The following is an 18,745-nucleotide window of genomic DNA, read 5'->3' as shown; positions in this document are numbered from 1 at the left end:
TTTATGAAAGGGAGAATTTAAAATGATAGCGCTTAAATCCTTAAGAGTCAAAAGAAATGTGTTGCTGGGCTATTGGATCCTGATGCCAGTGCTCTTTTATTTCTATTTGTTTTTAGTAAGCTTCAATCAACAGGTGAGCATCCAACAACTGATTCTTCAGATTCCGGGATTGACATTAGCCTTGCTGCTGTCATTTCTGATGCTCTTTCAAGCTGCTTGTCTTTACTTTATGGGGGCGCAAACGAACAAGCCTACTTTATTTGAAAAACGGTTTTTAACCTTTAGTTTGATTCAGCAAGTTCTGACTGGGAATATTATTGGTGCTGCTTTATGCTATTTTTATAATCGAAAAATGTTTGCAGAAAATCAGCCTGTATCTAGTAACACGAGGGTTATTTTCTACTTTGCGATTGGATTTATTAGTTTAATTACCGTAATTATCTTATTTATTGCGATGAGGATGAAAGGAGCATAAAATGTTTACTGTGTTTAAAAAGAAGAGCAAAGCAGCTGTTTGCAGTCCGGTGAAGGGACAATTAATGTCGTTATCTGAGGTGAATGATCCAGTATTCTCTGAAGGAATGATGGGACCAGGCTTTGCGGTCGAACCTGCAAGTGATGATATTTATTCTCCTGTTACAGGAATAGTCACCAGTGTTTTCCCAACCAAGCATGCCATTGGTCTTGAAATGAGTGATGGAAAAGAAGTTTTGATCCATATCGGGATCGATACAGTAGAATTACAAGGTCAAGGCTTCGATATCCTTGTTAGTGAACCTAATAAGGTCACACCGGAGACAAAGCTCGCTATTATTGATCGAGATTATTTGAAGTCGCAGGGGAAAGAAAGTACGATCATGGTTCTGTTTCCTGGCGCGGAAGATACTTACTCGATTCAATCAAAATCAGTTGAGGCGTCGGAAGAAATCACGCTTAAATAGTAAAGAGATAGAAAGTAAGAATTCATTTATCAGAATTCTTGCTTTCTATTTTATTTGTTTCAAAAAATGAGCGAATTGATACTGAAAAAGCTTACATATGTCACTAGGATACAACTTCATAAATGTGTATGATAATAATAAAGCATTGTGTTTGATTTAAACAATTTAGTTTATAGGAGGCGCTGATGAAAAAACATTGGAGTATCAAGCTTGGTACAGCTATTTTAGTTTTTATAAGTATTTTCGGTATTTACTTTTTGGGCTATAAAAATCCTGCTAGACAAAATCATGTTTTTGGCGTTTCATTTATGACGATGAATAATCCTTTCTATGAAGTAATCAATAATGAATTATGGAAAGTGATCGAGAATAATGAGGATGCCTTGATTACTTTGGATCCTGTTTTGGATATTAAAAAGCAAAATGAACAGATTCAGTATTTTATTGATAAGAAGGTCGATGGAATCTTTATTAATCCGATCGACTCAGGCGCGATCAAGCCGGCGTTAGAAAAAGCAGAGAAAGCGGGAATTCCGATCATTGCTGTGGATGCACCGGTAAAAAATTCTGAGTTGGTCGATGTGACGGTTGTTTCGGATAATTATGATGCAGGAGTCCAGTGTGCAAAGGATATGATGAATCGCTTTGATCAAGCGAAGATAATTTTATTGAAGCACACAACGACTAAATCGGCGAAGGATCGAATCGACGGTTTTTTAGCAACGATCAAAGGTCATGACAACTATCAGGTTGTGAATCAAGGCGAATGTCAGGGACAATTAGAAAAGGCGATGCCTTTGATGGAAGAGATGTTGAAAAAAACTCCTGATGTAGATGTCGTCATGGCTTTAAACGATCCGAGTGCATTAGGGGCAATTGCTGCATTGGAGGAAGCAGACAGACCTGAAGTGAAGGTCTATGGTGTGGACGGAACACCTGAACTGAAATCCCTGATCACCAGCAGTTCCAATGTGATTGGTACAGTGGCTCAGTCACCGATCTCAATGGGGCGGCTCGCTGCTGACGAGATGTATCAACTACTTAAAGGTCATGGGAAGGATAAGGTAGTGGTAAAGGTGAAGCTGATCACCTCAAAAAATGTAGAGAACTATGATGAAAATGGGTGGCAATAATGAGAAGAAACTATAATATTTCATTGACAACCATCAAGAATATAATGACAGTCTTGAATTTTATCATCGTGATTTTCTTTGGCACCGTTTATTTGATTGGTACAAAATACGTTATTGACCATCGAATGGCGCGGGAATTTTTAGACAAAGTCAATCACGTACCGTTAAATCCTGAAATTGTTTATTTTGCCTCGATTCTGCTTTTTATTTTGCTGATCGTCTTAATGTATTATCGTACAATCATTGCACGAAATCATAAGATTTTGAACGTTGTATTTACAGCATTACAACTGGGGATTTGCTTCGGGCTGATGTACCTGTTCAATATGGGCTATAATGGCATCGTGCTTTTAGTTTTTTGTGACAGTATTTATCATTGGAAAGATTCAGCCTCACGCTGGATTTTGGTAGCACTGATAATTTTATACTTAGTCTCCAGCTATGAGGTCGCATCGGCGATGATACCGATGAATAATCCACAGACCTTTTTTGAGATTTATGATATGAATACTCGCAGTGTTCTGTTCGCGATCCAAAATATTTTGGTTACATTGAATATCCTGATTTTCATCGGCTTCATTATCATGTACATTACTCATCAATTGGAGGAAAATGAAAAAATTGCGAAAGAGCTGGATATGATTCATCAAGTTAACCGCGAGTTAAAAAATTATTCTGTAGCAATTGAAAAAATGGGTGAGCGAAATGAAAGGAAACGGCTTGCTCGAGAGATTCACGACACGTTAGGGCATGCGCTTACTGGAATAGCTGCAGGTGTTGATGCCTGTATCGTCATGATTGATATAGATGCACCAGAAACTAAGAAACAATTGAAGGTCGTGGCAAAAGTTATCCGACAGGGGATTGGCGAAGTGCGAGACTCCTTGAATAAATTGCGTCCTGGAGCTCTTGAAGAACAAGGATTTAAAGGAGCTTTGTTGAAACTGATCTCTGAATTTACTAGTGTTTCGCATTTAGAGGTGGATCTGGATTATCAGCTGCATAATATTGATTTTGAATCAATCAAGGAAGATGTGCTGTTTCGGGTGATCCAGGAAAGCATGACCAATTCGATGCGGCATGGCGGCGCGACAAGCTTGATGATCCGTTTTTATCAAGAGGAAGACTTCATTTATTTGGATATTAAGGATAATGGTGTGGGAGCAGCCGAGATTCAATATGGTTTCGGGCTGAAGCAGATGATTGAGCGTGTTTCTGTAATTAACGGCGAGGTTCATTTTGATGGCACTGAAGGCTTCCACACAGTAGTGAAAATACCGATTCAGAAAGGAGAACAATATGATTAGAGTTCTTATTGCCGATGATCAGGAGCTGATCCGTGAATCGTTGAAGGTCGTTTTATCGAGTCATCAGGATCTGTCTGTTGTGGGCGTTGCTGCGGACGGCCTCGAAGTATTGGCGATCTTGAAGCAGCAGCCTGTCGATATTATCTTGATGGATATTCGGATGCCGAATATGGATGGCGTTCTTTGTACAAAAGCAGTCAAAGAAACGTATCCTGAAACGAAAATTATTATTTTGACGACCTTTGATGACGATGATTTTGTTTTTAGTGCCTTGAGATATGGAGCAAGCGGTTATCTGTTAAAAGGAGTCGGAATGGACGAATTGTATCATGCGATCGTGACCGTGGATCAGGGAGGTGCGATGATCAATCCCGACATTGCGATGAAGGTTTTTAGCACCTTCTCAAAGGTGAATCAAAACAACTATACAATCAAAGTCGACAAAAAAGATGCTGAAACTATCAGCAAACCAGAATGGCGGGTGCTTCAGCAGGTCGGTTACGGTCTATCCAATAAAGAAATCGCCGAGAAATTATTTTTATCTGAAGGAACGGTTCGTAATTATTTAAGCTCTATTCTTACGAAACTGAATTTACGAGATCGAACGCAATTAGCGATCTGGGCAGTTCAATCTGGGCAAACGGCAAAGGGTTTTGATAATGAATAAAAAAATTGCAGGAATAGTGATAGGTCTTGGAGCAGTTTTAGCAATCATATTTGGAATAAGTTATTCTCGTCGGCCCGTAACGATTACACTGGGGGTATTTGCCGGCAGCAACTGGGATGTTCCGAACGGCAATAGTTATCAAGTGATCGATGATGCTATTGCACGGTTCAAAAAAGAGCATCCAAATGTCAATGTCGTCTATGACAGCGGAGTTCAAAAGGAAGATTATTCACTTTGGTTATCGGAAAAAATTGTGGCGGGCAAAGAACCAGATGTCTTTTTAGTGCCCAGCGAAGATTTTAATACGCTTAGTTCACTAGGAGCCATGAAGGACCTGGATGCCCTGATGGCGAAAGATTTGAATTTTGATAAAAAGGATTATTATCAGAGTGCCATTCAGTCTGGTGTCTTTCAAAAAAATCAATATGCATTGCCTTATGAGAGCAACCCGACATTGATGTTTGTGAACAAAACGTTGTTAGAAAAAGAAGGAATTCCGATTCCTAAAAATGATTGGACTTTAGAAGACTTTTATAAGATATCCAAAGCCGTCACGAAAGATAGTGATAAGGACGGGATCATTGATCAGTATGGCTATTATGATTACGATTGGTTGGATTCTGTTTTTGCTCATGGAACGAAGGTATTTGACGAAGAAGGCTATAACAGCTATCTCAGCCAAGATTCATTCAAGAAGGCAATAAACTTCGTGCGAAGACTTCAGAAGCTCAATCATGGTTATCCAGTAAGTGCTGATGATTTTGATCGAGGAAATATCGCTTTTTCACCGATGCCGCTATCTCAGTATCGCACTTATAAACCTTATCCTTGGCGAGTGAAGAAGTATTCGAATTTCGAGTGGGATTGTGTAAAGATGCCGACAGTTAGCGGAAGTGAGGGGAACAGTCAGACGTCTACGTTGCTTATGGGAATGTCTGCCACTACGAAGCATACTCAACTATCCTGGGATTTTTTGAAAACCTTATGTTATGATCAAAAAGCTCAGCAAAGCCTGATCGAATATTCGCAAGGCTTATCCCCATTGAAAAAAGTTACACAATCTGATCAGACAATTTCATTGATCAATGAAGATACGAAGGACAGTATGGTAAACCTGCATCTCCTGAATGAAGTAATGGAAGGAACCATCAATCATAGCCAGTTCAAAAAATATCAGTCAACGCTAAAGATCATCGATACAAGCCTACAGCAGCTGATCAACTCCAATGAAGATATGGATATCTCACTGCTAACCCTCCAAAGAGAAGTAGACCAATACTTAAAAGAGTAATATTCCGATGCATGACCTTTTAATAATGAGGTCATGTTTTTTTGCGAGTTCCGCTTTTTGCAGTTTAAAATGTGCGAGTGTTTATCAGATTATCTAACTAAGTATCGAACGTGTTGTTTAGCGGAATCGTATGCGTACGAGAATAGAGTCATTTTTCGCGGGCATCGAAAAATGATTTCATCTATATTGAGCTAGCTGTCAGTCAAATTTCTCGCAGTTTTTATTAGTCGTGTGTTCGCAGTTTTAACTCTAAAAATTGAAAGAATAAACGTCTAAACCAATTCTCAAATTTAATGACATCTGTCATATCAGATTTGTTGAAATTTCATAAAAAAGTTATGACATCCGGCAGATGGAAGGGAAACGTTTTCTTGTTAAGCTACAAATGTAAGGCAAGGAGGGGTGTAAATGAAATATCTGTTACTAGTTTCTCACGGCAAATTGGCAGAAGGTTTGGCAGACGCGTTACAAATGTTAGTTGGGCCAAAAAAGGAAGTATTGTCATGTGGCTTGCAAGACGGTCAGTCGGTCGATGAGTTTGCGAAAAAATTTTCTGCATTAGTTGAGAATCTTCCGGTGGACAGCGAGTTAGTTGTATTGGGAGATATTATTGGCGGTTCGCCGCTGACGACGGCAACAACTCTTTTAATGGAAAAAGGTTTTACAGAAAGAATGGTCGTGATGGGCGGCATGAATCTTCCTTTAGCGGTAACGACCGCTTTGATGAAGGATTCGCTTTCGATGGAAGAGTTAGTCACACAGGTAACAAATGAAGCAAGAGAAGGACTCAAAGAATTTCAGTTAGCGAAAAGTGATGAAGAAGAGGAAATATAACGAGGAGTAGTGTTAATTATGACAGTTTCATTTGTAAGAATCGATGATCGGATCATTCACGGTCAAACAACGACCCGTTGGGCAAAAGAATATCCTTGTGATGGATTGGTTGCCGTTAATGACAAAGCAGCCTCTAATGATGTTTTAAAGTCCGCCTATAAAGCGGCAAGTGAGAAAAAAACATTTGTATGGGGTATGGATGAATTTATTAGAAAGTCACAAAAAGTATTAGACAGTGATTCACGCTATTTTTTAATTACTAAAAATCCAGTCGACATGTGCAAACTTTTAGTGGAAAAAGGCTTCGATCCAGGGATCAGAAAAATCATCGTTGGTCCGTGCAATGACCGCGAGGGAGCAGTTAAGTTGGGCAATAATCAAAGTATCACTCAAGAAGAAGCAGATGCATTTGAGAAGCTGAGTCAGGCTGGCTACGAGATCGAATTCTCACTGCTGCCAGATGTTTCGATCGGTTCATGGAATAAATATAAAGGAAAATTTGGTTATTAAAATTGAAAGGGGCAGCAAACAATGGAGATCAGTTGGATTCAAGCGTCCATCTTAGGGATATTTGCTTGTTTATCAAGTATGCCTGGACTAGGTGGGACATCAATCGGGAACTACACATTAGGGCGTCCATTAATTGGGGGACTGGTTTGTGGAATCGTTTTAGGTGATTTAAAAGCAGGGATATTAGTCGGTGCAGCAATGCAGCTAGTTTATATCGCGTTAGTCACTCCGGGAGGAACAGTCTCAGCCGATGTTCGTGCAGTCAGCTATATCGGAATTCCGCTAGCGATGATCGCATTGAAAAGTTATGGGATTGATGCAGCAAGTTCCGACGGCGCGGCACTAGCAACTTCTTTTGGCACGATGGTTGGGACGTTAGGAACAGTATTATTTTATGGAACTGCGACCATCAACTTAGCCTGGCAGCACATAGGCTGGAACGCGGTTGAGAAGGGAGATCTGAAGAAGTTAAATCTGGTTAATTATGGCTTACCATGGATTTCCCACATCATTTGTTCTTTTTTTCCAACACTCGTTATGTGTAGAATGGGCGCGCCGATGGTTGATTTGATCAAGGATTATTTGCCGATGGACGGTTTAGCAATGAAAACCTTGTTTACGGTCGGCTCATTATTACCGGCAGTTGGGATCGCAATCTTATTAAAACAAATCGTTACAAAAGCGACTGATTTTATTCCATTTTTCTTCGGCTTCACGTTGGCAGCATCTTTAGGAATCAACTTAGTATCCGCAACAGTTATTGCTGGGATGTTTGCGCTGATTAATTATCGAATCAAATCAATCAAATTGGAAAAAGTAGCCGCTGCTGGCGTTCCTTTGGATGACGATGATGAGGAGGATATTTAACAATGGAAAAAAAGATTTCTAAGAAGACTTTATCCAAGTCCTTTCATAAATGGTACTACGGTAATTTGACTTGCTTCTCACAGGAACACATGCAAACGTTTGGTTATTTATGTTCGATGCTGCCAATCGTTGAAGAACTCTATGAAAAAAAGGAGGACCAGTTAAAAGCAATAAAAACCTATACTGCTTTCTTTAATACAGAACCGCAATTAGGGGCGGTCGTTGTTGGTATTACTGCTGGTTTGGAAGAAGCGCGAGCATCTGGGGCGGACGATGTGGACGATGAAGCGATCAATGGTTTGCGTGCCGGTCTGATGGGACCAATCGCCGGGATCGGGGATTCGTTAGTTGTTGGAACTGTTATCCCAATTTTATTAGGGATTGCTTTAGGAATGTCCAATGCCGGTTCACCGCTAGGCGCGATCTTCTATATTATCGCTTGGAACTTATTTGCCTATTTTGGTATGAGATTTATCTATTTCAAAGGCTATGATCTTGGTGGGAAAGCCGTTGATTTCTTAGTTGGTGCCAAAGGTGAAGCAATTCGCGAATCCATCACAATGATCGGTGGAATTGTTATTGGAGCTGTTGCGGCAAGCTGGGTATCTATCAAAACAGCTTTTACGATGACAGCAGAAGGAGCAAAAGAGCCCTTCCTAGATTTGCAAAAAACTTTAGATGGTGTTTATCCAGGATTTCTAACTGCAATCTTTGTCTTCTTGTGCTGGTATTTATTGGCTAAAAAAGGCATCTCGCCAGTCAAGGTAATGCTGCTGCTGGTAGTTATCGCTTTTGTCGGAGTATTGGTCGGCTTCTTCAACCCCGGATTACAATACTGATCGAATTCAAGCAAGGAGATATCGCATAATGGATGAACGAACAAAAGATGCTTATGTAAAAGAAGTCAAATTTCAGATGAAAATGCTCCAGAACTTGAAACGCTGGATTCGGAATATGATGATTCTATCCTCGATAGCTCTGGCACTGATTTTATTTGGGGCAAATCTTCATCAAGCACTGAAGGTGATTGGAGTCACTCTAATGGTGATTTCGCTTGGTGCGACTTTGTTGTTAGGCTGGACGATCAAAAAAGGAACTTATAATCTGGGTCTGCTGCTTGGAAAAAAGACGCTTCAAGTACATGGAAAGAACTAAATGATTCTTTAAAGAAAACAAGGCTAGCTAGATGCTTGCCTTGTTTTTTGTGTTTAAGCAAATCGGTTCAAGAATCTTTTTCTTTTCTCTCAATGGCTAAATCGTTATACTAAATTGGTAGCAGAAAAGAGGGGAAGCAGCGTGATAACGTTAATAGATACAGCGGCCACGGAAAAATTAGGGAAAATCATTGGTGCAGTGGCTGAACCCAGTGACAATTTAGTATTAACAGGTGATCTAGGAGCAGGCAAAACAACTTTAACCAAAGGGATCGCCTTGGGTCTGGGAATCGATCAAATGATTAAGAGTCCGACTTATACGATCATTCGTGAATATCAGCAAGGGCGTTTGCCACTTTATCATATGGATGTCTATCGGATTGAAACGGGTGCCGATGATCTAGGTTTAGACGATTATTTTGAGGGTGACGGCCTATCAGTGATCGAGTGGGGCCAACAGCTAGGCGAATATATGCCTGAAGATTATCTAGAATTAGTTTTATCAAAAGATGATCAAGATGAAAATCTGCGTCGCGTTGATTTAATTGCGAAGGGAAAACAAGCGGAAGCATTTAAGACGCGAATTTTGAAAGCGTGGGAAGCGGAATGAGTGAAGTCGAGATCACATTGAGAGAAGCGATTCCTGATGATGCTGCGGAATTATTGCAGGTTAGCCAAAAAATAGCTGAAGAAACAGATTTTTTAATCATGGACGAAGTGGGTTTGGGCTTAAATGAAGAAATGTTGAGCCTGCAATTAGCGGATTTATATGAAAGTGAAAACAATCTGCTTTTGCTTGCTTTTGCTGATGAGAAAATCGTCGGGATGGCTTCAGTTAAGGCCGCTCCGGAATTTACGGTATCGCATATCGGTGAGATTGGAATAAGTATTCTGAAGGAGTTCTGGGGAATCGGTCTAGGAACGGCACTATTGGATGAAGTGATTTATTGGAGTGAGAATGCCTCACCATTACGCCGTTTAGAATTGACCGTTCAGAAAAGGAACGAGCGGGCGTTTCATTTGTATCAGAAATTTGACTTTGAAACTGAGGCGACGATGAAACGCGGTGCACGAGACTCTCAAGGCAATTTCTTGGATGTTTTGTTAATGAGCAAACTAATCAATTAAAAAGCGAAGCAACGTACGTGCCTCGCTTCATGTCCGGCTACATGGGTAGGACTAATTTTTTTAAGGGGTCAACACCAAAGTGATCCTCCTGGTAAAGTAAAATTTTGGCACAGGCTCGGCTATCTTCTAAGGCATCATGATGGTGCTCAAGTGGGATGGATAATTCTTCACACACGGTGTTCAGCCGATGGTTCGGCATTTCTGGAAACAAGCGACGGCTGGTCCTTACCGTACAAAGTGACAAGTAAGTGGGCTGCTCCAGATCATAATAGTCGAGACAGCCAGCTAAAACCTTTGTATCAAATCCGGCATTATGCGCGACGATCAACCGATTATTCTGATAGTATTGTTTGATCTCCTGCCAGACATCGGGAAATTTCGGTGCATTTTCCACGTCTTCTGGATGAATCCCGTGGATCTGAATATTTTTCCAGAAAAACTCTGTTTCTGGTTTGATTAAAGAATAATACTCGCCAACGATTTGGCTGTTTTTTACCATTACCAGCGCCAAGGAACAAGCACTATGCGATTGATAGTTGGCTGTTTCAAAGTCCATTGCTATAAAATTCAACCGATTTCACCTCTTCGCCATTGTTTTAACATATTTTTTTCAGCGGCGAAAGTCCTGCGGGGAAAGTTTCAAACTTTTTAAAGGTTGATATCCAGCTCTACTGGGCAATGGTCGCTGCCGAAAATTTCAGTGTGTATCTTCGCATCTTGCAATTTTTCTTTTAGGTCTTCAGAAACGACAAAGTAATCAATCCGCCACCCTGCATTGTTTTTACGAGCATTGAAGCGGTAGCTCCACCAAGAATAAATGCCTTCTTGATCAGGATAGAAGTAGCGGAAGGTATCAATATAGCCGTTCTCTAATAAGATACTAAATTTTTCCCGTTCTTGCGGTGTGAATCCGGCATTTTTTTGATTGGTTTTCCAGTTTTTCAGGTCAATATTTTCGTGGGCTACATTTAGATCGCCGCAGAAGATGACTGGTTTCTGTTCTTTCAAGCCGTTTAAATAATTTAAGAAAGCCTCTTCCCAAGTCATTCGATAATCTAGACGTTTTAACTCATTTTGCGAATTGGGAGTGTAGCAGGTGATCACGTAATATTCAGGATATTCTAGCGTGATAACGCGACCTTCCTGATCATGTTCGTCAATGCCAAGACCATAAGTCACATTCATTGGTTCGTGCTTAGTGAAGATCGCAGTACCAGAGTAGCCCTTTTTCTCAGCATAGTTCCAATACTCATAATAGCCTGGCAGATCCATTTCGATTTGTCCGGCTTGCAGCTTGGTTTCTTGCAGACAGAAAAAATCGGCATCCAATTTGTTAAATTCTTCCATAAAGTTCTTTTTCATCACGGCACGCAGCCCGTTGACGTTCCAAGAAATTAATTTCACAGTGCATTCCTCCTATTTCGTTTTGAAGTAATCATTTTTCAAAAAACGAAAAATGAATCTTATGCTCACCACGTATATCATTCCGCTAAAGAGCACTAACTCTACAGTGCAATGATTTTGAAACATTATTCAATCAGCTTCAAAAACTGCAAAAAGCGGAACTGACATCCAAAATTCAATGATGCATTAATTGTAACGAAAATAAGGGAGAAAGCAAAGAATGTCAGTCCAACTTTTAGCAGTTAATCTGATCTGAACAGAATAATAAATACATTAAAATGAAGAAGGAGTCTTATTTATGAAAATCGGAGTTATCGGAATTGGCGGCATTGCCCAGAAAGCTTATCTGCCAACTTATGCCAAAATACGCAAGGAAGCAACATTTATTTTTGCAACACGTAATGATGAGGTCAGAGAAAAGATTTCACAGGAATACAACTTTGCCAACACTGTTGCCACGATCAATGAATTGTTAGCTGAAGAAATCGAGGCATGCTTTATCCACGTAGCAACAAAAGTCCATTTTGAGATTGCTAAGCAATGTCTGGAAGCCGGTGTAGCTGTTTTTATCGACAAACCAGTCAGTGAAGATGTACAGGAGGTTCGCGAGCTGCAGGAATTGGCAAAAGAAAAAAATCTATTATTCATGGTGGGATTCAATCGCCGATTTGCGCCGATGGTGGAGCAATTAAAACAGCTTCCGCAAAAACATGTGATTCATTTAGAAAAAAATGAACCGAATCATGGAATGAATGCGCAATTCGGTATTTATGATCTGTTTATTCATTTAGTGGATACCGCAGTGTACTTGCTAGACGATGAAATCATGAGTGTCCATTCTAAGATTCGCGAAGAAAAGGGTCAGATGACCTATGCCCAAATGCTGCTTTCGACAGCGACCACCGAATGTATTTTATCGATGGACTTGATGAGCGGCGGGAAAATGGAACGTTATCAAGTCAGCTCGCCGGAGCAAACATTGATTCTAGATCAATTGACAGATTTGAAAATTAAACGCGGAACGGTTGAAGAGTCTCAACGCTTTGGTGATTGGACAACGACCTTGGAAAAACGGGGATTTGAGCAATTAGTCGTCAGCTTTATTGCTGCATTAAATGGTGAAGAGGTTGATTTACGACAAGAAAATGTTCTATTGAGTCATGAGCTGTGCGAACAAATGCTTCGGCAACACATTCGTCATCAGCTTTAAGGGGTGGTAAGTTTTTTTCCCGCATGCTAAAATAGCAAGGATGTTTGAAAAATTTACCCGTAATGAACGAGAAAGGCTTATCAAAGTGAAAATTACAGAATTATCAAATGCACTACCAAACGTGAAAATCCTTTTGGATGAACCTTTAATGAATTATACTTTTACAAAAACCGGCGGACCTGTGGACGCTCTAGCATTTCCAAAAGACAATGAGGAAGTTAAGTCGTTAGTTGACTACTGTCGTGAAAATGACGTTCCATGGATCGTTTTAGGCAATGCCAGTAATCTCATTGTTCGTGATGGCGGAATTCGTGGTGTAGTAATCATGCTGACCGATATGACAACGATTCGCGTAGGAGAAGACACAATCACGGCTCAAGCAGGGGCGAAATTGATCGATACTACTTATGTAGCGTTAGATCATTCGCTGACGGGGGTTGAATTTGCCTGCGGCATTCCTGGCAGTATCGGCGGAGCGGTCTTCATGAATGCTGGAGCCTATGAAGGACAGCTTGAAGATGTTTTTGAATCGGTCGATGTATTGTTAGCTGACGGAACTTTCGAAACGTGGTATAAAGATCAGATGAATTTCTCTTACCGTCATTCGGCGGTCCAGGATCAACCCGCGATCGTATTGAGTGCCAGCTTCAAGCTAGTGCCGGGTGATCACGATCAAATCGAAAAACGCATGAAGGAATTAACGGAGTTGCGTGAGTTAAAGCAACCATTGGAATACCCATCATGCGGTAGCGTCTTCAAACGGCCAGTCGGACATTTTACCGGGAAGCTGATCCAAGATGCCGGCTTACAAGGCTTAGTATGGGGTGGAGCGCAAATTTCTGAAAAACATGCTGGCTTTATAGTTAACATCAATAATGCCACAGCAACCGACTATATCGAGTTGATTGCGCATATCCAAAAGACGATCAAAGAAAAATTTGATGTGACTCTAGAAACAGAAGTGCGGATTCTCGGAGAAGAACCGAAATAAAAAATGCTTGGTTGAAATCAATCTTGATTTCCGCCAAGCATTTTTCTATTTTTTCATCAATCGCAATAACACGGCACAGACACCCATAGTCGCAATACCAGCAACTGCCGCCTCAACTAATCCGCTGCCGAAAATAATTCCTAAAATGACCCCATACACAGCATCCGCTGTAACCTGCAGGACATTGGCATAGCTGTCTTTGAAGAAGAAGAAGATCAAATTCATTACTAGAATCGTATTGGTCATTGATCCGGCTAATCCAGCGATAAACAAGCTAACAGGACGCGCTTTTTGTTTCATGAATTTATGTAGCCCTTTGTAAACGAAGTAAGGGACGACACCAATCAAAATACGTGGAATAATTGCTACGATAACTGCACGCCAGTCGCCTTGATTCGTCAATGGATTTGCAATAAAGGGTGAAAAGACAAACGACATCGGAGTGATAACGACAGTAGCTCGTGCTAAACTGATTACACCGAAGACGGCTCCTAGTCCAGCCCCAATCCGCGGTCCTAACACGATCGATGCGATGATGACTGGGATATGCATCGTTGTTGCATTAATTGGACCAATCGGGATAAAGCCTAGGGGAGTGACCGCTAAGATAATCATGATGGCTAAAAACATCGCAGTCAAAGTAAAACTTTTAACATTTTTCTCTTTCATTTGTTACTCCTTTAATTTTGAATTTACGATATGCACGATTTCCGCGATATCTGCTAAAGCACCGCGACCATAATCACCGCAAGCTAACAAGGCTTCTCTTGGTTCGATTTTTTGATAGCCCACTTCCTTTAATGTAGCTAAGTTTCTTTGGACGATCGGGTTTTGATACATATAAGTATTCATTGCTGGTGCGATCACTTTTGGTGTATCTGGCAGCAATGCTAAAGCTACGGTTGATAATAGGTCATCAGCAATTCCGTTGGCTAATTTACCAATAATATTGGCTGAAGCAGGAGCGACTAGAAAAAGATCAGCTGCTTTCGCTAAGGCAATGTGATTGATCAAGGCGGCATCTGGTTCTTCGATCACATCAAGATGCACACGACGGTGGGATAATGATTGAATCGTCAATGGTGTGATAAATTCCGTACTGCTTTTGGTCATCACCACATCTAAGTTATAGCCCAGCTTTGTTAGTTGGTTAGTAATATCAGCTGCTTTATAGGCTGATATACTACCGCTGACACCTAAAAGGATATTTTTCATTTCGCTTCCTCCAGTTTCATGACTTCTTCTTTGATTAGCTCCGCGATTTCTGTTTTCGTGTGGGCTTCTTTGACTTTCTGCTGTTTATTGATCAGATAGCCATGATGCTTTTCCCCGCGAATCTCAGCTAAGTCATTGGCTAAGATGAAATCGGCTTGATTTTTTTCGAGACTGGCTTCTGCAACATTCAATAGTTCGATCATCGGCACATCAACTAATAGTTTAAACCCTACTAAGATTGTTTGGGGCTGCAATTTTTTGATCAAAGAAATAATTTTTGGATTTTTCTTTAGTACCACCACTAGATGATCGGTATCGGAAGAGATTTTTTTCTCTGTCCGTTCATTGGCTATACTAACTAATGCGTTTGGTAAATCAGCTGGTTGTGCAGCGATTGCTGATTCCAAATCTTCCAGCGTGACCGAGCTTTCTGGTGTGAAATCACTGACAGCCATACTGTGAATCACGGCGTCATAGGCATTTTCGGTCATTAATTCCTTCAAGGTTCTTTCTAAATCAGCTGTCGATTCAATCAGATAGTGATGGATTAATTTTCCTTCTGGTTTGACAGCGTGACGGGTAGTGATTATATCAATCACGACATCGTCTTTGGCAAAACTTTCCGCGATTGCTTTACCTAGTTTACCACTGGAATGATTCGTAATGGCACGTACATCATCGATTTTTTCTGAAGTACCGCCTGAAGTAATTAGGATTCTCACTGTTTTTTTCCTCCTAGAGCCACGATTGTGCGACCTACATGTTTCCCAGCTAGCAGGGCGTCCGCAGTTTCCTGCACTTGCCCCAATTCAATTTGTTGGACTTGGAAATTTGCTGGCAGTGACCATTCGTTTGCCATTTTTCTCCAAAGCTTTTGCCGTAGGTCCATCGACGCTTCTACCGAGTCGATGCCTAATAAATTAACACCTCGTAAAATAAAAGGCAAGACAGTTGTACTCAATTTGATGCCCCCCGCATTTCCACACAATGCAGCACTACCACCGTAATTAACAAAGGGAAGGATTTGAGCTAAGGTTTCTCCGCCAACGGTATCCACTACAAAATCAAAGAGCTGTTTATTTAATGGACGATTTTTTTCTGGAAATAGTTCGGCAGGGGATAAAACAGAGGTTGCACCTAACTGTTTCAAGTAATCCGTTTGATCCTCTTTGCGACTCAAAGCAGTGATTTCTTTACAGCCGATCTGTTTAAGAAAATGCAGCGCAAAACCGCCAACACCACCAGTTGCACCAGTAACGAGAACACGACTATCGGCATTTAGGCCATGGGCCTGTAAGGCATCAATTGATAAAGCAGCTGTAAAACCAGCCGTGCCAAAAGTCATTGCCTGTTTTGCAGATAAGGCTTCCGGTAGAGAAAGGACCCAAGCAGCTGGCACAACTTGGAGATCGCTCAATCCGCCATCTTGTTTGACACCTAAACCATAGCCAGTGACTAACACATCATCACCAACGTTGAATTTCTCATCTTTACTTTCAACGATCGTACCAGCTAAGTCAATGCCGGGGGTCATGGGATAATCTCGTAAGACACCCGTATTCGCTTTGGTTGCCAAGGCATCTTTATAATTGATGCCAGAATATGCTACTTTTATCAGAACTTCGTTTTCCTCAATTTCAGGTTTGGGAAAGGTCTCAATCTCCGTGTGAAGGGTTTCATCATTTATTACACGAAAGTGGCGATACTTGGTCATTGCTCGTTTCCTCCTATGTCTGTTGGGTTGTTTATTTTTAGTGGGTAGTCCCATGTTTTTGTATTTATCAAACTCGCAGCTAGCTCACGAGTATAGGAAGTATTTTTCCAAGAACGCGAAAAATACTCAGATCTTCGTACGCATACCATTCTGCTAAACTGCTCTTATTATTTATTGAAAAGAATTCATTGATCAATTTCGAACCTAACGAACTGCCAAAAGCAGAACTGGCAGCTAGCTCATAATAAGGAAAGAATTTTTCTAAGGACGTGAAAAATTCATTGATCTTCGCCGCGCATACGATCCAACTAAACATCTTGTTATCAAGAATGTTTCAAAAAATAAAATTCGCCTCAATCGAAGCTAACTGCGAAAAGTTGGACTCGCAGCTAGCTCATAGTAAAGGAAGTATTTTTCCAAGAACGTGAAAAATACGATTATTTTCGTACGCATACCATTCTGCTAAACTACTAGCTCTCTTTAATAATTAGAAACAATTTATCCAGTCCACGCTTAGTAAACTGCCAAAAGCAGAACTGGCAAATTCGGTTATATATATCTTAGCGGAAATGAAAGAAAAAGCAAATTTATTTTCTCCTCGATTTCCACAGAAAATAAGAAAAAATTTCTTTCAGAAAGCTTGATTTTTAAGCGAAAGTTCGTATACTAAAATGGTGCTATTAAACATCAAGTTTACTATTAGCAAACAACGAATGGAGGACTGAGAGTATGGAGATTGGTGAGAAGCTGCGAAATCTTAGAATCCAAAAGAATTTGACACAAGAAGAGTTAGGGGAACGAACGGATCTTACCAAAGGGTATATCTCTCAGCTAGAACGTGACCTAAGCTCTCCTTCAATGGAGACTTTTTTTGATATTTTGGAAGTTTTAGGCGTGACACCGGCAGAATTTTTCAAGCAAAAGACTGGTGATCAGAAGATCGTTTATACAGATGAAGACACAACTTTTTACAGCGATGAAGAACACGGTTATCATATTAAGTGGTTGATTCCTGAATCAAATGAAAAGGAAATGGAGCCGATTTTACTTACGTTGGACAAAAAAGGCCAATATAAACAATTTACGCCTTCACAATCGGAGACATTCATCTATGTATTAGAAGGAAAAGTTGCCTTACAATTCGGCGAATCATTATATGAAGCAGGAGCGGGCGAAAGTATTTATTACGAAGCGAGTAAACCTCATCGTTTACAAAATCAAGCGAATAGCATCAGCAAAGTGCTGATCGTCGCTACAGAATCTTATTTATAGAAGAAGGACGTGAAGTCATGGCAAATACAATTATTTCATTTAAAGATGTGATCAAACAATACGACGATGATGATCCCGTATTGAAAAAAATAAATTTTGATATTGAGGAAGGGCGTTTTTATACGTTATTAGGGCCTTCTGGCTGCGGGAAGACAACGATTTTAAGAATTATCGCCGGTTTCACAGACGTTAGTGAAGGCGATATTTTTTTTGAGGGAAAACGGATGAATGACATTCCCGCCAACAAACGTCAGGTTAACACGGTCTTTCAGGATTATGCCTTATTTCCGCATATGAATGTCTTTGACAATGTTGCTTTTGGCTTGAAGATCAAAAAGCTGTCAAAAAAAGAAATCGAGAAAAAAGTTCTTGAGGCTTTAAAGCTGGTTCAATTGCCTGGCTATGAAAACCGCGAGATCACTGAAATGTCTGGTGGCCAGCGTCAACGAGTGGCAATTGCACGGGCAATCGTCAACGAACCAAAAATTTTATTGTTGGATGAACCATTATCAGCTTTGGATTTGAAACTGCGTACGGATATGCAATATGAATTACGAGCGCTGCAAAAGCGTCTAGGTATCACCTTTATTTTCGTGACCCATGACCAGGAAGAAGCTTTGGCCATGAGTGATGAGATTTTTGTCATGAACAAAGGAAAGATCGTGCAAAGTGGCACGCCCGTTGATATATATGATGAACCGATCAATCATTTCGTGGCAGATTTCGTTGGCGAAAGTAATATCGTTGCGGGCGAAATGGTGGAGGATAATCTGGTGAAATTTGTCGGCAAAACCTTTGAATGTGTCGATGGTGGGATGCGTCCAAATGAACCAGTGGAAGTCGTTCTACGTCCAGAAGATTTGACATTGACCACACCTGAAAATGGCAAACTGGTGGTTACAGTGGATACGCAATTGTTCCGTGGGGTTCATTATGAAATGAATTGTATCGATGCGGATGGCAATGAATGGATGGTCCATTCGACCAAAAAGGCTAAAAAAGGCAGCAAGGTCGGGCTGTACTTTGAACCAGAAGATATCCATGTTATGCGCTTCAACGAAAGTGAAGAAGATTTCGAAGCGCGCTTGGAAAGCTACGAAGATTAGG

23 protein-coding genes are annotated in these 18,745 nt (G+C 40.6%); 17 read left to right on the top strand and 6 right to left on the bottom strand.

The genetic code is table 11. The features are described 5' to 3' along the window. The first annotated feature begins 22 nt into the window (after positions 1 to 22). From AC4J95_RS09010 to AC4J95_RS08950, 13 genes are all read left to right on the top strand, one after another. A complete protein-coding gene (locus tag AC4J95_RS09010) occupies positions 23 to 475 on the top strand; it encodes a hypothetical protein (RefSeq protein WP_494549589.1) in 453 nt (150 codons plus the stop codon). 1 nt (position 476) lies between these two features. Next, positions 477 to 941 (top strand): PTS sugar transporter subunit IIA, encoded by a 465-nt coding sequence (locus AC4J95_RS09005; protein ID WP_494549588.1) that lies wholly within the window; start codon positions 477 to 479, stop codon positions 939 to 941. 185 nt (positions 942 to 1,126) lie between these two features. Beyond that, on the top strand, positions 1,127 to 2,074 hold the full coding sequence (locus AC4J95_RS09000; RefSeq protein ID WP_494549587.1) for a sugar ABC transporter substrate-binding protein: 948 nt from the start codon (positions 1,127 to 1,129) through the stop codon (positions 2,072 to 2,074). Continuing rightward, positions 2,074 to 3,381 (top strand): sensor histidine kinase, encoded by a 1,308-nt coding sequence (locus tag AC4J95_RS08995; protein ID WP_494549586.1) that lies wholly within the window; start codon positions 2,074 to 2,076, stop codon positions 3,379 to 3,381. Before AC4J95_RS09000 ends, AC4J95_RS08995 begins: the two co-directional genes overlap by 1 nt. Continuing rightward, positions 3,374 to 4,048, top strand: a complete 675-nt coding sequence (locus tag AC4J95_RS08990) for a response regulator transcription factor (RefSeq protein WP_494549585.1) — start codon at positions 3,374 to 3,376, stop codon at positions 4,046 to 4,048. Before AC4J95_RS08995 ends, AC4J95_RS08990 begins: the two co-directional genes overlap by 8 nt. Beyond that, positions 4,041 to 5,339: an ABC transporter substrate-binding protein gene (locus AC4J95_RS08985; RefSeq protein ID WP_494549584.1), complete on the top strand. Its 1,299-nt coding sequence runs from the start codon at positions 4,041 to 4,043 to the stop codon at positions 5,337 to 5,339. Before AC4J95_RS08990 ends, AC4J95_RS08985 begins: the two co-directional genes overlap by 8 nt. A gap of 408 nt (positions 5,340 to 5,747) precedes the next feature. Next, a complete protein-coding gene (locus tag AC4J95_RS08980) occupies positions 5,748 to 6,173 on the top strand; it encodes a PTS sugar transporter subunit IIA (RefSeq protein ID WP_494549583.1) in 426 nt (141 codons plus the stop codon). 18 nt (positions 6,174 to 6,191) lie between these two features. After that, a complete protein-coding gene (locus AC4J95_RS08975) occupies positions 6,192 to 6,683 on the top strand; it encodes a PTS sugar transporter subunit IIB (protein ID WP_494549582.1) in 492 nt (163 codons plus the stop codon). Positions 6,684 to 6,704: 21 nt separating this feature from the next. Next, positions 6,705 to 7,550 (top strand): PTS mannose/fructose/sorbose/N-acetylgalactosamine transporter subunit IIC, encoded by an 846-nt coding sequence (locus AC4J95_RS08970; protein WP_494549581.1) that lies wholly within the window; start codon positions 6,705 to 6,707, stop codon positions 7,548 to 7,550. Between the two features lie 2 nt (positions 7,551 to 7,552). Continuing rightward, on the top strand, positions 7,553 to 8,389 hold the full coding sequence (locus tag AC4J95_RS08965) for a PTS system mannose/fructose/sorbose family transporter subunit IID (RefSeq protein ID WP_494549580.1): 837 nt from the start codon (positions 7,553 to 7,555) through the stop codon (positions 8,387 to 8,389). Positions 8,390 to 8,417: 28 nt separating this feature from the next. Next, positions 8,418 to 8,705, top strand: a complete 288-nt coding sequence (locus AC4J95_RS08960; RefSeq protein WP_494549579.1) for a hypothetical protein — start codon at positions 8,418 to 8,420, stop codon at positions 8,703 to 8,705. A gap of 141 nt (positions 8,706 to 8,846) precedes the next feature. Next, positions 8,847 to 9,314, top strand: a complete 468-nt coding sequence (gene tsaE / locus AC4J95_RS08955; RefSeq protein ID WP_494549578.1) for a tRNA (adenosine(37)-N6)-threonylcarbamoyltransferase complex ATPase subunit type 1 TsaE — start codon at positions 8,847 to 8,849, stop codon at positions 9,312 to 9,314. After that, on the top strand, positions 9,311 to 9,832 hold the full coding sequence (locus AC4J95_RS08950) for a GNAT family N-acetyltransferase (protein WP_494549577.1): 522 nt from the start codon (positions 9,311 to 9,313) through the stop codon (positions 9,830 to 9,832). The genes tsaE and AC4J95_RS08950 overlap by 4 nt, the downstream gene beginning before the upstream one ends. A 37-nt stretch (positions 9,833 to 9,869) precedes the next feature. Here AC4J95_RS08950 and AC4J95_RS08945 read toward each other — a convergent pair whose 3' ends face one another. Both AC4J95_RS08945 and AC4J95_RS08940 read right to left on the bottom strand, forming a co-directional pair. After that, positions 9,870 to 10,403 (bottom strand): 3'-5' exonuclease, encoded by a 534-nt coding sequence (locus AC4J95_RS08945; RefSeq protein WP_494549576.1) that lies wholly within the window; start codon positions 10,401 to 10,403, stop codon positions 9,870 to 9,872. 77 nt (positions 10,404 to 10,480) lie between these two features. Next, positions 10,481 to 11,236: an exodeoxyribonuclease III gene (locus AC4J95_RS08940; RefSeq protein ID WP_494549575.1), complete on the bottom strand. Its 756-nt coding sequence runs from the start codon at positions 11,234 to 11,236 to the stop codon at positions 10,481 to 10,483. Positions 11,237 to 11,534: 298 nt separating this feature from the next. Here AC4J95_RS08940 and AC4J95_RS08935 point away from each other — a divergent pair, with 298 nt between their 5' ends. Both AC4J95_RS08935 and murB read left to right on the top strand, forming a co-directional pair. Next, a complete protein-coding gene (locus tag AC4J95_RS08935; RefSeq protein ID WP_494549574.1) occupies positions 11,535 to 12,446 on the top strand; it encodes a Gfo/Idh/MocA family protein in 912 nt (303 codons plus the stop codon). 85 nt (positions 12,447 to 12,531) lie between these two features. Then, a complete protein-coding gene (gene murB, locus AC4J95_RS08930; protein WP_494549573.1) occupies positions 12,532 to 13,437 on the top strand; it encodes a UDP-N-acetylmuramate dehydrogenase in 906 nt (301 codons plus the stop codon). 45 nt (positions 13,438 to 13,482) lie between these two features. On the opposite strand, the gene AC4J95_RS08925 is transcribed toward murB, so the two are convergent. Genes AC4J95_RS08925 through AC4J95_RS08910 form a run of 4 tightly spaced genes read right to left on the bottom strand, consistent with a single transcriptional unit; the run spans position 13,483 to position 16,366 of the window. Continuing rightward, the gene (locus tag AC4J95_RS08925) at positions 13,483 to 14,106 is read right to left on the bottom strand and encodes an ECF transporter S component (RefSeq protein ID WP_494549572.1); all 624 of its coding nucleotides are present in this window, start codon (positions 14,104 to 14,106) and stop codon (positions 13,483 to 13,485) included. A gap of 3 nt (positions 14,107 to 14,109) precedes the next feature. After that, positions 14,110 to 14,652 carry a phosphopantothenoylcysteine decarboxylase gene (gene coaC / locus AC4J95_RS08920; protein ID WP_494549571.1) on the bottom strand — a complete coding sequence of 181 codons (543 nt, stop codon included), beginning with the start codon at positions 14,650 to 14,652 and terminating at the stop codon, positions 14,110 to 14,112. Further along, positions 14,649 to 15,374, bottom strand: coding sequence for a phosphopantothenate--cysteine ligase (locus AC4J95_RS08915; protein ID WP_494549570.1), 726 nt, complete (start codon positions 15,372 to 15,374; stop codon positions 14,649 to 14,651). Before AC4J95_RS08915 ends, coaC begins: the two co-directional genes overlap by 4 nt. Continuing rightward, positions 15,371 to 16,366 (bottom strand): YhdH/YhfP family quinone oxidoreductase, encoded by a 996-nt coding sequence (locus AC4J95_RS08910; RefSeq protein ID WP_494549569.1) that lies wholly within the window; start codon positions 16,364 to 16,366, stop codon positions 15,371 to 15,373. Before AC4J95_RS08910 ends, AC4J95_RS08915 begins: the two co-directional genes overlap by 4 nt. A 729-nt stretch (positions 16,367 to 17,095) precedes the next feature. Between AC4J95_RS08910 and AC4J95_RS08905 the strand changes: the two genes are divergently transcribed. Beyond that, positions 17,096 to 17,638 carry a helix-turn-helix domain-containing protein gene (locus AC4J95_RS08905; RefSeq protein WP_494549568.1) on the top strand — a complete coding sequence of 181 codons (543 nt, stop codon included), beginning with the start codon at positions 17,096 to 17,098 and terminating at the stop codon, positions 17,636 to 17,638. A 17-nt stretch (positions 17,639 to 17,655) separates the two neighbouring features. Next, positions 17,656 to 18,744, top strand: coding sequence for an ABC transporter ATP-binding protein (locus AC4J95_RS08900; RefSeq protein WP_316403845.1), 1,089 nt, complete (start codon positions 17,656 to 17,658; stop codon positions 18,742 to 18,744). Position 18,745 lies beyond the last annotated feature (1 nt).

It is taken from the genome of Enterococcus sp. GPZ-007, from assembly GCF_059374735.1.
Note: the sequence above shows the minus strand (reverse complement) of the source record. Positions and strands in the feature narration are given on the sequence as shown.